General features: G+C 72.6%; 12 protein-coding genes and 1 tRNA gene. 8 read left to right on the top strand and 5 right to left on the bottom strand.

Annotated features, from left to right (window positions below; all coding sequences use genetic code 11):
- The first annotated feature begins 64 nt into the window (after positions 1–64).
- The 4 genes from pyk (at position 65) to ACTWM8_RS21360 (ending at position 4,047) form a co-directional block, all read left to right on the top strand.
- On the top strand, positions 65–1,513 hold the full coding sequence (pyk, locus tag ACTWM8_RS21375; RefSeq protein ID WP_446210591.1) for a pyruvate kinase: 1,449 nt from the start codon (positions 65–67) through the stop codon (positions 1,511–1,513).
- Positions 1,510–2,391, top strand: coding sequence for an acyl-CoA thioesterase (locus ACTWM8_RS21370; RefSeq protein WP_446210590.1), 882 nt, complete (start codon positions 1,510–1,512; stop codon positions 2,389–2,391). Before pyk ends, ACTWM8_RS21370 begins: the two co-directional genes overlap by 4 nt.
- A 57-nt stretch (positions 2,392–2,448) precedes the next feature.
- Positions 2,449–2,919, top strand: a complete 471-nt coding sequence (locus tag ACTWM8_RS21365; protein ID WP_446210589.1) for an RrF2 family transcriptional regulator — start codon at positions 2,449–2,451, stop codon at positions 2,917–2,919.
- 117 nt (positions 2,920–3,036) lie between these two features.
- A complete protein-coding gene (locus ACTWM8_RS21360) occupies positions 3,037–4,047 on the top strand; it encodes a sulfite exporter TauE/SafE family protein (protein ID WP_446210588.1) in 1,011 nt (336 codons plus the stop codon).
- A 197-nt stretch (positions 4,048–4,244) separates the two neighbouring features.
- Here the strand turns inward: ACTWM8_RS21360 and ACTWM8_RS21355 are convergent, their stop codons facing one another.
- The 3 genes from ACTWM8_RS21355 to ACTWM8_RS21345 all read right to left on the bottom strand — a co-directional run bounded on the left by ACTWM8_RS21355 (position 4,245) and on the right by ACTWM8_RS21345 (position 7,553).
- Entirely contained in the window at positions 4,245–5,678 is a 1,434-nt protein-coding gene (locus ACTWM8_RS21355; protein WP_446210587.1) for a pyridoxal-dependent decarboxylase, read from the bottom strand.
- A gap of 301 nt (positions 5,679–5,979) precedes the next feature.
- Positions 5,980–6,975: an LLM class flavin-dependent oxidoreductase gene (locus tag ACTWM8_RS21350; protein WP_446210586.1), complete on the bottom strand. Its 996-nt coding sequence runs from the start codon at positions 6,973–6,975 to the stop codon at positions 5,980–5,982.
- 98 nt (positions 6,976–7,073) lie between these two features.
- On the bottom strand, positions 7,074–7,553 hold the full coding sequence (locus ACTWM8_RS21345; protein WP_088961197.1) for an Lrp/AsnC family transcriptional regulator: 480 nt from the start codon (positions 7,551–7,553) through the stop codon (positions 7,074–7,076).
- Positions 7,554–7,636: 83 nt separating this feature from the next.
- On the opposite strand from ACTWM8_RS21345, the gene ACTWM8_RS21340 reads away from it, so the two are divergent.
- Positions 7,637–8,812: a trans-sulfuration enzyme family protein gene (locus ACTWM8_RS21340; protein WP_446210585.1), complete on the top strand. Its 1,176-nt coding sequence runs from the start codon at positions 7,637–7,639 to the stop codon at positions 8,810–8,812.
- An 80-nt stretch (positions 8,813–8,892) separates the two neighbouring features.
- Here ACTWM8_RS21340 and ACTWM8_RS21335 read toward each other — a convergent pair whose 3' ends face one another.
- Positions 8,893–9,642 carry a transcriptional regulator gene (locus ACTWM8_RS21335; protein WP_446210584.1) on the bottom strand — a complete coding sequence of 250 codons (750 nt, stop codon included), beginning with the start codon at positions 9,640–9,642 and terminating at the stop codon, positions 8,893–8,895.
- Positions 9,643–9,677: 35 nt separating this feature from the next.
- Positions 9,678–9,750: transfer RNA gene (locus tag ACTWM8_RS21330), tRNA-Leu, on the bottom strand.
- A gap of 94 nt (positions 9,751–9,844) precedes the next feature.
- On the opposite strand from ACTWM8_RS21330, the gene ACTWM8_RS21325 reads away from it, so the two are divergent.
- The 3 genes from ACTWM8_RS21325 to ACTWM8_RS21315 all read left to right on the top strand — a co-directional run bounded on the left by ACTWM8_RS21325 (position 9,845) and on the right by ACTWM8_RS21315 (position 13,086).
- On the top strand, positions 9,845–10,465 hold the full coding sequence (locus ACTWM8_RS21325) for an ANTAR domain-containing response regulator (RefSeq protein ID WP_154943735.1): 621 nt from the start codon (positions 9,845–9,847) through the stop codon (positions 10,463–10,465).
- A gap of 54 nt (positions 10,466–10,519) precedes the next feature.
- On the top strand, positions 10,520–11,692 hold the full coding sequence (locus ACTWM8_RS21320) for a hypothetical protein (RefSeq protein WP_446210583.1): 1,173 nt from the start codon (positions 10,520–10,522) through the stop codon (positions 11,690–11,692).
- Positions 11,693–11,943: 251 nt separating this feature from the next.
- Positions 11,944–13,086 carry a branched-chain amino acid ABC transporter substrate-binding protein gene (locus ACTWM8_RS21315; RefSeq protein ID WP_446210582.1) on the top strand — a complete coding sequence of 381 codons (1,143 nt, stop codon included), beginning with the start codon at positions 11,944–11,946 and terminating at the stop codon, positions 13,084–13,086.
- Positions 13,087–13,101 lie beyond the last annotated feature (15 nt).

Here is a 13,101-nt window from a genome sequence, read left to right as displayed (position 1 = left end):
GACAACTGTTCCGCAGTCCGAAAGGGGTCGGCCCGCCGGCCGACCCGGAGGAGAGACTAGCCTGATGGGCGTGACACGCCGCGCGAAGATCGTCTGCACTCTTGGCCCTGCCACCTCGTCACCGGAGCGGATCCGGGGGCTCGTCGAGGCGGGCATGAACGTGGCAAGGCTGAACTTCAGCCACGGCAGTCACGCCGACCACGAGTCGGTGTACCGGCTGGTGCGGGAGGCGGCCGACGCCGCCGGGCACCCGGTCGCCATCCTGGCCGACCTCCAGGGCCCCAAGATCCGCCTCGGCCGGTTCGCCGACGGCCCGCACGAGTGGCGCACCGGCGACTCCGTCGTGATCACCGGCGACGACATGGTGGGCACCAAGGAGCGGGTCTCCTGCACCTACCGCAAGCTGCCGCAGGAGGTGAAGCCGGGCGACCGGCTGCTGATCGACGACGGCCGGGTCGCCGTCGAGGTCAGCGACGTCACCGGCAACGACATCCGCGTCCTGGTCACCGAGGGCGGCCCGGTCTCCAACAACAAGGGCGTCTCGCTGCCCAACGTGGCGGTCAGCGTCCCGGCCATGTCCGAGAAGGACGCGGAGGACCTGCGCTTCGCCCTCGGCCTGGGGGTCGACCTGATCGCGCTCTCCTTCGTCCGCTCGGCCGACGACATCAAGCTCGTGCACGGGATCATGGCCGAGGAGGGCGTGCACCGCCCGGTGCTGGCCAAGGTCGAGAAGCCCGAGGCGGTGGACCATCTCGAGGCGATCGTGCTGGCCTTCGACGGCGTCATGGTCGCCCGCGGCGACCTGGGCGTCGAGCTCCCGCTGGACCAGGTGCCGCTGGTGCAGAAGCGCGCCGTGCAGCTCTGCCGGGAGAACGCCAAGCCGGTCATCGTGGCCACCCAGATGCTCGACTCCATGATCGAAAATTCCCGCCCGACCCGCGCCGAGGCCTCCGACGTCGCCAACGCGGTGCTCGACGGCGCGGACGCGGTGATGCTCTCCGGCGAGACCAGCGTCGGCAAGTACCCGGTGCTCACCGTCAGCACCATGGCGAAGATCATCACCACCACCGAGTCCGGCTCGATCGGGGTGCCCCGACTCCAGCACGACCCGCGTACCCACGGCGGCGCGCTCACCGTCGCGGCCTCCTCGATCGCCCGGGCCATCGGCGCCAAGGCGCTGGTCGCCTTCTCGCAGACCGGCGACACCGTCAAGCGGCTCTCCCGGCTGCACTGCGACCTGCCGCTGCTGGCCTTCACCCCGGTGCCCGAGGTGCGCAACCAGCTCGCGCTCTGCTGGGGCGTGGAGACCTTCCTGATGCCGTTCGTCGAGCACACCGACGACATGTTCCGCCAGGTCGACCAGGCGCTGCTCGGCCTCAACCGGGCCAACCCCGGCGACTACGTGGTGATCGTGGCGGGCAGCCCGCCCGGCACCCCCGGCTCCACCAACACCCTGCGGGTGCACCAGCTCGGCTCGCTGGTCGACGCGGCCTCCGCGCGGGCCCTGCAGTGACCGAGCGCCAGGTGGCCGGACAGGCCGCGGTCGACCAGTTGCTGGAGGTCCTCGACCTCGACAACACCGGCGAGATGACCTTCCGGGGGATGAGCCCGCCGGTCGGCCCGCAGCGGGTGTACGGCGGGCAGGTCGCCGGCCAGGCCCTGGTGGCCGCCGGTCGTACCGTCGACCCGGAACGCTTCGTGCACTCGCTGCACGGCTACTTCGTGCGCCCGGGCGACCCGGTGGAGCCGATCGAGTACCAGGTGGAGAACGTCCGAGACGGCCGCTCCTTCTCGGTGCGCCGCTCGGTCGCCCTCCAGCACGGCAAGCCGATCTTCTTCATGTCGGCCTCCTTCCAGCGGCAGGAGGAGGGCCTGGACCACCAGGCCCCCACCCCGCCGGACGTGCCCGGGCCGGAAGACGTGCCCACCATGACCGACCGGCTCTCCCGCTATCCCGAGCGGCTCGGCATCTGGGGGCAGATCCCGCGCCCGATAGACGTCCGCTACGTCGGCGAGCCCGGCTGGGTACGCCCCGGCGACCGCCCCGCCGACCCGTACCAGCGGGTCTGGATGCGCATCGACGGCAAGCTGCCGGACGACCCGCTGCTGCACGCGTGCGCCCTGACGTACGCCTCCGACCTGACCCTGCTGGACTCGGTGCTCTCGGTGCACGGCGAGGTCTGGGGCCCGGGCGGCGTGGTCGGAGCGAGCCTCGACCACGCGCTGTGGTTCCACCGGTCGTTCCGGGCCGACGAGTGGTTCCTCTACGACTGCTGGAGCCCGTCGGCCTCCGGCGCCCGTGGGCTGGCCACCGGCCGGATGTTCACCACCGACGGCCGGCACATCGCCAGCGCCGTGCAGGAGGGCCTGCTCCGCCGCGTCGGCGAGTGATCAAAAAGGTGAGGGGCGGCAGGCCGGGCGGCTGACCTGCCGACTAACCTTGCGGTCATGCGCCTCTCCGCCCGGGTCGACTATGCCCTCCGTGCCGCCGCCGAGCTGGCCTCGGTCGCCGACGGCGCGAATGTGGGGCGGTCCCGGCCGGTCACCGCCGAGCAGATCGCCCGGGCCCAGGAGATCCCACCGAAGTTCCTGGAGAGCATCCTGCTCCAGCTGCGCCGGGGCGGCATCGTGCACGCCCAGCGCGGGCCCGAGGGCGGCTACTGGCTGGCCCGACCGGCCGCGGAGATCTCCCTGGCCGAGGTGATCCGGGTCATCGACGGGCCGCTGGCCCACGTGCGCGGGCAGCGCCCCGAGGACTTGGGCTACCACGGCGCGGCCCGGGCGTTGCAGGAGGTCTGGATCGCGCTGCGGGCCAGCGAGCGGGAGATCCTGGAACAGGTGAGCATCGCCGACGTGGCCGCCGGGGAGCTGCCGGGCCGGATCACCGAGCTGGCCGCCGACCCCCGCGCCTGGAGCTGAGCCGGCCGCACCGTCCGAGGCCGTCCCACCCACCGATAGGGGGCTTGACCAAGCCCCCGTCGTGCCGCATTGTCGACCAAGTCGATAGGAGATGCCGAAAAGTTCGGAGGGGCGCGCGTGCGCAAGCTTCTGGTCCTCGCCCTGGTCGGGCTGGCCGCCCAGCTCGTCGACGGGGCGCTCGGCATGGCGTACGGGTTGACCTCGTCCACCCTGCTGCTCTTCGCCGGCGTCGCCCCGGCCGCCGCCTCCGCCTCGGTGCACCTGGCCGAGATCGGTACCACGCTCGCCGCCGGTGTCGCGCACTGGCGTTTCGGCAACGTCGACTGGCGGGTGGTCGCCCGGATCGCCGTCCCCGGCGCACTCGGCGCCTTCGCCGGGGCCACCGTCCTCAGCGCCATCTCCACCGAGTCGGCCGCGCCGTGGATGGCGGGCATCCTCTTCGTGCTCGGCGCGTACCTGCTGGTCCGCTTCTCCCGGCCGCTGCGTCCGCGGGCCGGCGCCGGTGGGCTGCGCGGCCGGTTCCTCGGCCCGCTCGGCCTGGTCGCCGGCTTCGTCGACGCCACCGGCGGCGGGGGATGGGGCCCGGTGGCCACGCCCGCGCTGCTGGTCTCCGGCCGGCTGGAGCCACGCAAGGTGATCGGCTCCGTCGACACCGCCGAGTTCGTGGTCGCCGGCGCGGCCAGCATCGGCTTCCTGATCGGCCTGGGCAGCCAGGGCTTCCTGCTGCCCACTGTGGGCGCGTTGCTGGTCGGCGGCCTGATCGCCGCGCCGGTCGCCGCCTGGCTGGTGCGCATCGCCCCGGCCCAACTGCTCGGCGCGACCATCGGCGGCGTGATCGTGCTGACCAACGCCCGCACCCTGATGCGCGCCGGCGAGCTGGGCGGCGCCGCCCGCCCGGCGGTATACGCGCTGCTCGCCGTCGGCTGGGCGGTCGCGCTGGCGCTGGCGGTGCGCGCGCTGCGCCGTACCCGCCGGGCCCGGACCACCGTCGACGCCGCGCTGTCCGCGACCGCCCAACCCGCGACCGGGCCGACCGCCCGGGCGGTGACCGCGCCGGCCAAGGCCGGGGAGAAGGCGGCCGTCGCGCCGGTCGAGGCCGTGCCCCGGCTCGCCGCCGCCGACCGCTGACCACCCACGGGTACGCCGTAAGCCCACACCCCGTTGCCTGCCCGGGGCGGTGACGCGGTGTGAGGTCGGGAGGGGCGACACGACGATGAGCGTGATACCTCAGAGGTATCGAAATACCTCCGAGGTATCACGCTCGCGCGGTGATCCGGCCCCGGCGACGGCGGGCGACGACGGGGGGTGCCGGCGGGCCGGCGGAGTCAGCCGGCGAGCACGTCGCTCGCCGCGGACGCCAGCAGCTCCCACGCCTCGTCGACGTGCTCCTCGGCGGTCAATGGCGAGCCGACCGCCAGGCGCAGCGTGTACCGCCCGCCGACCCGGGTGTGCGTCAGGTGCACCCGCCCGGTGCCGTTGACCCGCTCCAGCAGCGCGGCGCTCGCCTCGTCGCCGGCCCGCAGCCGGAAGCAGACCAGCGAGAACGGGTGCGGCGCGGCGAGGTCGAACCGGTCGTCGGCCGCCACCCGGCGGGCGAACCGGTCGGCCAGCGCGACGCCCGTGCGGATGTGCGCCCGCAGCCCCTCGACGCCGTACCAGCGCAGCACGAACCAGAGCTTCAGCGCCCGGAAGCGCCGTCCCAGCGGCACCTGCCAGTCCCGGTAGTCGATCACCGCGCCGGACTCCGTGGCGGCGTTGCGCAGGAACTCCGGCATCACCGTCAACGCCTCGATCAGCTCGCCCCGGTCGGCCACCCAGAACGCGTCGCAGTCGAAGCCGGTGAGCAGCCACTTGTGCGGGTCGAAGCAGTACGAATCGGCGTGCTCCAGCCCGGCGTGCGACCAGCGCAGCTCCGGGCAGACCGCTGCCGCCCCCGCGTACGCGGCGTCGACGTGCAGCCAGACGCCGTACTCGGCGCAGATCGCGCCGATCTCGGCCAGCGGGTCCACGGCGGTGGTGGAGGTCGTCCCGATGGTGGCCACCACGATCGCCGGTACGTCCCCGGCGGCCCGGTCGGCCTCGATCGCCGCCCGCAGCGCCGTCGGGCGCATCGCCAGCGTCTCCGGATCCACCTCGATCGGGCGGACCCCGTCCTCGCCCAGCCCGGCGATCCGCGCCGCCTTCTCGATGGAGGAGTGCCCCTGCGTGGAGGTGTACGCCCGGTACCGGCGGTCGATGCCCACCGCGCGCCACCGGCCGCCGCTGGCCCGGTGCAGCGCCCCGAGGGTGGCGACCAGCGTGGCCGAGGAGGCCGAGTCCTGGATCACGCCGCCGCCCGGGCCGGTGGAGCGGAACCGTTCCGGCAGGTCCATGATCCCGGCGAGCCAGTCCAGCATCACCGTCTCCAGCTCGGTGCAGGCCGGGCCGGTGGCCCAGAGCATGCCCTGCACGCCGAGCCCGGAGCTGACCAGGTCGCCGAGCACGCTGGGGCCGGAGGTGTTGGCCGGGAAGTAGCCGAAGAACCCGGGGTGCTGCCAGTGGGTCAGCCGGGGAGTGATCAGGGTGTCCAGGTCGGCGAGCAGGGCCTCGACCGGCTCGCCGTGCTCGGGCGGGCTCGCGGGCAGCGCCGCCGCCACCGCGCCGGGCGGGTCCTGCGAGGTGACCGGACGCTTCCCGAGCGTCGTCCAGTAGTCGGCGATCCAGTCCACCACCGCGTACCCGGCGCGGCGGAACTCGTCCGGGTCCATGTGCTCAGCCATCCGACGAGTCGACCAAACCGATCCGGCGCGGGCAAGGGGCGAGCGGCGGCCGTTGCAGGCGGGAAAGCCATCGGCGACGGCATGGGCACCCCGCCCACGCCGGACATCTACCTGCGCTGAGGCCGTCGCCTTGATCTGGTAGGCACCGGGTCGCCAGCCGCGGAATCCGCACAACTGGCGACCCGGTGCTCCACACCGCAGCACCCCCGACCCGTCCCGACCGGGAGTGCCGTACCACCACCGATCACCAAGTTAGGCGCGGCACGCGACGGTGGGGTGACGTGGGTATGAAGAGCGTGTTTCAGGCATTCCGCGTGAGTCCGCCGGCCACCTCGCCGGCGACCAGCTCGAAGGAACGCACCCGGTCGGCCACGTCGTACACCATCGTGGTGATCATCAGCTCGTCCGCGCCGGTGCGCGCCAGCAGGTCGCCGAGCTGCCGGCGGACCGTCTCCGGCGAACCCATCGCCTGCCCGTCCCGGCGCTGCCGCACGAAATCCCGCTCGAACTCGTTGTACGGGTACGCCGCCGCCTCCTCGGGCGTGGCGAGGGGCTCCGGCCGCCCCGAGCGCAGCTTCAGAAACGACAGCGCGCTCGGCCCGGCCAGCCACTCGGCTCGCTCGTCGGTCTCGGCGCACACCACGTTGACCGCCACCATCGCGTACGGCTGCTCCAGCCAGCGCGACGGGCGGAAGTTCTGCCGGTAGAGCTGCAACGCGGGCAGGGTGTTCTGCGCGCTGAAGTGGTGCGCGAACGAGAACGGCAACCCGAGCAGCCCGGCCAGCTGGGCGCTGAAGCCGCTGGACCCGAGCAGCCAGACCGCGGGGGACTGGCCGAGCCCCGGGGTGGCGGTGATCTGCCCCGGCTCGTCGCCGCTGAAGTAGTTCATCAGGTCCGCCAGCTCGCGGGGGAAGCCCTCCGCCGACAGCCCTTCCATCGTCCGGCGCAGCGCCAGCGCGGTCACCTGGTCGGTGCCCGGCGCGCGGCCGATGCCCAGGTCGATCCGGCCCGGGTGCAGGGCCTCCAGGGTGCCGAACTGTTCGGCGACCACCAGCGGCGCGTGGTTGGGCAGCATCACCCCGCCGGAGCCCAGCCGGATCGTCGAGGTGTGCGCCGCCAGGTGCGCCAGCAGCACCGCCGGCGCGGAGCTGGCGATCGCCGGCATGTTGTGGTGCTCGGCCACCCAGAACCGCTGGTAGCCCAGCTCCTCGGTGCGGCGGGCCAGCTCGGTGGTGGCCCGCAGGGCCTCCCCGGCGGACGCCCCACGGGCGACGGGCGCAAGATCAAGAACAGACATCGGTACGTTGATCACGGCTGTGGCCAACTCGCCGCGCGCCGGATTTGTTCCCCTCGTCGGATACGGGTGACCCGGTCCATTCCGTGGGCACCCGCCGGTCAGCCCATGCCGCGTGCCTGCTCGAAGATCAGACTGGTCTGGGTGTGCTGCACCGCCGGGTCCACCGCCAGGTGGTCGAGCACGAAGTCGCGCAGCGCGTCCCCGGACGCCGCCCGCACGTGCAGCACGTAGTCCTCCGCGCCGGCCACGTGGAACACCGACACCACCCCCGGGAGTCGGACCGACCGGGCCCGGAAGGCGTCCACCGCGGCCCGCTCGTGCGCGGTCAGCCGGACCGACACCAGCGCCTGCAACGGCAACCCCACCGCGGCCGGGTCCACCTCCGCGTGGAAACCGCGGATCGCCCCGCAGTCGCGCAGCGCGCGGGTCCGGGTGAGGCAGGTCGAGGGCGCCACCCCCACCCGCTCGGCGAGGGCGTTGTTCGGCAGCCGACCGTCGGCCGCCAGCTCGGTCAGGATCGCTCGGTCGACGTCGTCCAGCGCGGCGAACGGCCGCACATCATTCGGCGCAGGGGGCATGTGAACATCCTTCCGCGAACGCTGCGACAACGAAAGCGACTTCTACAGAATCATCTTCGATCCTATTGCCCAGAGACGGCCTATTGTTCGACGCTTCCGGCATGACGACGGTGGACACCCGGGCCGTGCACGCCGGCCGCGACGATCTCGCAGGCCTCGGCGTCCACGTGCCGCCGATCGACCTCTCCACCACCAACCCGCTGCCCTCGGTAGAGGGCGGCGGCGACGCGTACGAGCTGCTCGCCACCGGCGGCACCCTCCCGGCCGGCGCCAGCGCCGTCTACCAGCGGCTCTGGAACCCCACCGTGGCCCGCTTCGAGACCGCCCTGGCCGAGCTGGAAGGCACCGCCGCGGCCGTCGCCTTCGCCAGCGGCATGGCCGCCCTCACCGCCGCGCTGCTCGCCGCCACCCGGGACGGCAAGCGGCACATCGTCGCCGTCCGCCCCCTCTACGGCGGCACCGACCACGTGCTCGCCACCGGACTGCTCGGCACCGAGGTCACCTGGGCCCGCCCCGACGAGATCGCCGCCGCCATCCGCCCCGACACCGCCCTGGTGATCGTCGAGACGCCCGCCAACCCCACCCTCGACCTGGTCGACATCGCCGCGCTCGCCACCGCCGCCGGCGACGTCCCGCTGCTCGTCGACAACACCGTCGCCACGCCCGTGCTCCAGCAGCCCGCCCGGCACGGCGCCGCGCTCGTCCTGCACAGCGCCACCAAGAGCATCGGCGGCCACGGCGACGTGCTCGCCGGCGTCGTCGCCTGCGACGCCGACTGGGCCGCCCGACTGCGCCAGGTACGCGCCGTCACCGGGGCCGTGCTGCACCCGCTCGGCGCGTACCTGCTGCACCGGGGCCTGCAGACGCTGCCGCTGCGGGTCCGCGCCCAGCAGGCCGGCGCGGAGAAGCTCGCCAGCTGGCTCACCGGCCACCCGGCCGTCGTCCGGGTGCACCACCCCTCGGTCCACGACCCGGCCGGCCTGGTCGGCCGCCAGATGTCCGGCACCGGCAGCCTGCTCGCCTTCGAGGTACGCGGTGGCGCGCCCGCCGCCGCGGCCGTCGCCGGCGCCTGCGAACTGATCACCCACGCGGTGTCGCTCGGCGGGGTGGACACCCTGATCCAGCACCCGGCCTCGCTCACCCACCGGCCGGTGGCGGGGGAGGCCAAGCCGGGCGGCGGGCTGCTGCGGATCTCCGTCGGGCTGGAGGACCCGGAGGACCTGCGGGCCGACCTGGAGCGGGCGCTCGGGGTGATCTGACCGGCGCTCGCCGTGCCTGTCGCGCTCGTCGCGCCTGCCCTGTTCGACCCCTACTTCGCCTGGGGTTCGTTATGTCGGGCTCATGACTTCGGGCCGACGTGCCGGTCGAGGGCCGCGACCGCCTCTCGTCGGGCGACGGACAGGGAGTTGCGGCGGTTCATCCTCCAGGCGATGCCGAGCAGGTCGAGGGACCACTGGCAGAGGCCCATGATGTCGGCGGACTCGTTGGTGAACATGTAGCGCGGGTAGACGTAGGCCTTGCCGCGGACGGTGAGCCGGTTCGAGAAGCGTGAGCCGTCGGAGTGGAAGAGGCCGCGGAGAAAGGCGCCGGCCTGCCCCTCGATGATCCCGCGTTGCCAGTCGGCCAGGACGATCGGCCGCTCGTGCTTCTTGCCCGGCCCGTGCTGGGGCAGCAGGCACGGCCAGTGCTTGCCGTAGCTCTGCACGTTGACACAACCCTGCTGCCGGACGCGCTGAACCTTGGTTGCCAGCACCGATCGCATGGCCGCGTCGCAGGCACTGATCAGGTCGGGCCAGGCGTTGCTGCACGAGATCCTCAGCACCGGTACTCGAGCCGAGGTGACCAGGTGACCGTCACCGAGGTACAGGCCCAGGAGGTAGCTGTAGGCGGCAGGATCTGTCGGATTGTCGACGCCGGGCTGGCAGCGGAAGCAGCGCAGAGCCGTCCCGTGGACGACAGGCTGGGGCCGGTCTCGGCACCAGTGCCACACGGTCGGATACGAGAGCCCGACACCCCGGGCGGTATCAGCGATGGTTGCGCCGGAGAGGTAGAGCTCTCGCGCGCGTGCGCGCAACTCGGGTGGGTGCATACGGGCATTTTCGAACGCCCGTACGACACTATCGGTGCCCCCGGTGGGATTCGAACCCACACTTTATGGATTTTGAATCCATCGTCTCTGCCGTTGGACTACAGGGGCCTTCGGTTTCTCGGCCTGCACAGGTTACCCATTACGCTAAGGGCGGCGACACCCGGCACGGCGGGTGTCGAGCACAGACTGGTGGGAGTGGCTCGTGGCCGAGACGCAGACGGACGCCGAGCGCAGGCGCGTACTGATCGCCGAGGACGAGGCGCTCATCCGGCTGGACCTGGCCGAGATGCTGGTCGAGGAGGGCTACGAGGTCGTCGGCGAGGCCGGCGACGGCGAGACCGCCGTCCGGCTGGCCGAGGAGCTCAAGCCGGACCTGGTCATCCTCGACATCAAGATGCCGATCATGGACGGGCTGGCCGCCGCCGAGCGGATCGCCGGCGCCCGCATCGCCCCGGTGATCATCCTGACCGCGTTCAGCCAGCGCGACCTGGTGGAGCGGGCCCGGGCGGCGGGCGCGATGGCGTACCTGGTGAAGCCCTTCCAGAAGAGCGACCTGGTGCCGGCGGTGGAGATCGCGCTGTCGCGCTACTCGGAGATCGCCGCCCTGGAGTCGGAGGTCGCCGGCCTCACCGACCGGCTGGAGATCCGCAAGACCGTCGAGCGGGCCAAGGGCGCGCTGATGACCACGTACGGGATGACCGAGCCGCAGGCGTTCAAGTGGATCCAGCGCACCGCGATGGACCACCGGATGACCATGAAGGAGGTCGCCGAGCGGATCCTCGCGGAGACCGCCGGCGGCGAGGTCGCCCAGCCGACCGCCTGACACCGGTCGGCCCACCGGGTCCCGGAAACCACCGTTGGTGGTTAGCATCGACGCGTGTCCACTCGGCGCGTACTCGCGGTGCTCGGCGTCCTCGCCGTGCTGCTGGGCGCCTGTGACCCGGCGCCCGCGCCACGCCGTGCCGAGGAGCCGGTCCGCCCGGCGTGGCAGGCGCTGACCCTGCCGGCGCCGCCGGGGCCGCCGGGCCGCGCGCTGCTGCGCGACGCGACCGCCTGCGCGGGCCGCTGGTACGCGGTGGGCGGCGTCGCGGACGCCGCCGGCGGCACCCGGCCGGCCGCCTGGTCGAGCCGGGACGGTACGAACTGGACGGTCGTGCCGATCGCCGCGGATTCCTTCTACGGCAAGCAGAACGTGCTCTATTCGGCCGGTTGCCGCGACGGTGTGCTGGCGGTGATCGGCGCGAAGGTCGGCGGCGCGCACGGCTATCCCCGGGTGAGCACCTGGCGGCAGCGTCCCGACGGTGGGCTGGTCGAGGTGTCCGCCTCGTTCGAGACGTACGGCGGGCCGAAGGCGGTGAACGTGTCCCGCCTGACGGGCGGCCCGGCCGGCTGGCTGATCGTCGGCAACCGGTCCAGCGGCGCGGCGGCCTGGGTGTCGCCGGACGCGGCGGACTTCGCCCTGGTGGAGGGGGTGCCGGAGCTGGCCAGCGACGGGCGCGGGGTCAGCTGGGCGTTCGACGCGGTGGGCGTACCCGGGGGGTGGCTGGCGGTGGGCGGCGTGCTGCCGGCGGGCCGGATCGACCGCGACCCGGTCGCCTGGTCGTCGGCGGACGGCCGCACCTGGCGGCGGACGGCGCTGCCCGGTACCGACCGTTACGAGGAGTTGCAGCGGGTCGTCCTGGTCGACGGCGCGGCGGTGGCGGTCGGGCTGCGGGGCGGGGCGTTCGGCGCCTGGCGGCGCGACGGTGACCGGTGGGCGGCGGTCGGCGGCTTCGGCGGGGCGGCGCCGTCGCAGGTGCCGTCGGTGGACGGCCTGGTCGCGGCGGGTGGGCGGCTGGTGGCGGCGGTTTCCGACGGGAAGTCCCGTTCGGTCTGGACGTCCGTCGACCGGGGTGGGTCGTGGCGGCGGGTGGAGCTGCCCGGTCCGGTGCCGGCCGGGGCGGATCGGGACGTGGCGCTGGCGGCGGTGGGGAAGCGGCTGTGGATCTTCACCGATGACGGCACCCGGGCGGCGGCGTGGTCCGCGGTGGTGCCCGTCGTGGCCCGCTGACGACAGCCGGCCTGCTTAAGGACCGGTCAGGGATCGGCCTGTTACGGGCTCCGGGGCGATGGCGCACGTCTTCGTAACGGTTTTGCAGACCACGGCCCAAGCCCTTCCCGTGCCGTATGAGTGTGGGTACGCTCCGCCATCACGAGCCGTAACGCAGGGGGCGTCCCTGCCGGGTGGGTGGTGGTGCGGGCTGTGCTGTCGCCGCCTTCTCGGGATAGTCGCCTCTTGCTTCTGGAGGAGGTCAGGAAGCCGTGAGGCGTAGCTATGTACGGGTGCTGGGGGCCGCCGCAATCGCCGCGGCGATGGTCGGCGCCGCGGGTTGCCAGGACTCTGGCGGTGGCAGCGGCACCGCGTCCGGCGACTGCGGTGGCAAGATCGCTATCTTCGGTGCGTTCACCGGTGACAACGCGGGCCTGGTGATCCCGTCGCTGAACGGCGCGAAGCTCGCCGTCAAGCAGTTCAACGAGAAGAACAAGGACTGCAAGGTCACCATGCAGGAGTTCGACACCCAGGGTGACCCTGCGGTGGCGACCCCGTTCGCGAACCAGATCGCCGGTGACAACTCGTTCCTCGGCGTCATCGGTGGGCACTTCTCCGGCGAGTCCGACGCCACCATGCCGATCTACCAGGCCGCCGGCCTGGCCATGGTGAGCCCGTCGGCGACCCGGACCGACCTGACCCAGAAGGGCAACAAGTCCTTCTACCGGGTGGTCGGCAACGACGGCACCCAGGCGGGCGCCGTGGCGACCTACCTCAAGTCGCAGAACGCGGCGAAGGTCTTCGCCATCGACGACGGCAGCGCCTACGGCGCGGGCATCACCGCCGAGCTGGGCAAGAACCTGCAGCTCGCCGGCACCGACAAGATCCAGGAGAAGCAGTCGCAGTTCGACGCGACGATCTCCAAGATCAAGGCGGCCCAGGCGGACTTCGTCTTCTACGGCGGTTACACCCGTGAGGCGGCCCCGCTGGTCAAGCAGATGCGCGCGGCCGGTGTCCAGGCCAAGTTCGTCGGCCCGGACGGTCTGTACGACCCGGCGTTCCCGCAGGGCGCGTCGGGTGGCGCCGAGGGCGCCATCATCACCTGCCCCTGCCTCCCGGCCGACAAGGCTGGCGGCACCTTCTCCGCCGACTACCAGAAGGAGTTCGGCCAGGCGCCGGGTTCCTACGGCGCTGAGGGCTTCGACGCGGCCCAGATCTACCTGGACGCGTTCAAGGACGGCAAGAAGAGCCGGGCCGACATCCTCGCCTACGTGAAGTCCTACGACAAGCAGGGCGTCTCGAAGTACATCAAGTTCGACGACAAGGGCGATGTCGACCCGTCGAAGGTCGTCATCTGGGCGTACCAGATCAAGGGCACGGAGATCACTGCTCTGCAGGAGCTCAAGCTCAGCTGACGTCATGGCACTGGA

Source organism: Micromonospora sp. IBSANI012 (assembly GCF_052814045.1).
Note: the sequence above shows the minus strand (reverse complement) of the source record. Positions and strands in the feature narration are given on the sequence as shown.

Excerpts from the sequence above, each read along its gene's own strand:
- pyk (WP_446210591.1), top strand. The coding sequence starts at position 65 with ATGGGCGTGACACGCCGCGCGAAGATCGTCTGCACTCTTGGCCCTGCC.
- ACTWM8_RS21365 (WP_446210589.1), top strand. The coding sequence starts at position 2,449 with ATGCGCCTCTCCGCCCGGGTCGACTATGCCCTCCGTGCCGCCGCCGAG.
- ACTWM8_RS21355 (WP_446210587.1), bottom strand. The coding sequence starts at position 5,678 with ATGGCTGAGCACATGGACCCGGACGAGTTCCGCCGCGCCGGGTACGCG.
- ACTWM8_RS21350 (WP_446210586.1), bottom strand. The coding sequence starts at position 6,975 with ATGTCTGTTCTTGATCTTGCGCCCGTCGCCCGTGGGGCGTCCGCCGGG.
- ACTWM8_RS21345 (WP_088961197.1), bottom strand. The coding sequence starts at position 7,553 with ATGCCCCCTGCGCCGAATGATGTGCGGCCGTTCGCCGCGCTGGACGAC.
- ACTWM8_RS21335 (WP_446210584.1), bottom strand. The coding sequence starts at position 9,642 with ATGCACCCACCCGAGTTGCGCGCACGCGCGCGAGAGCTCTACCTCTCC.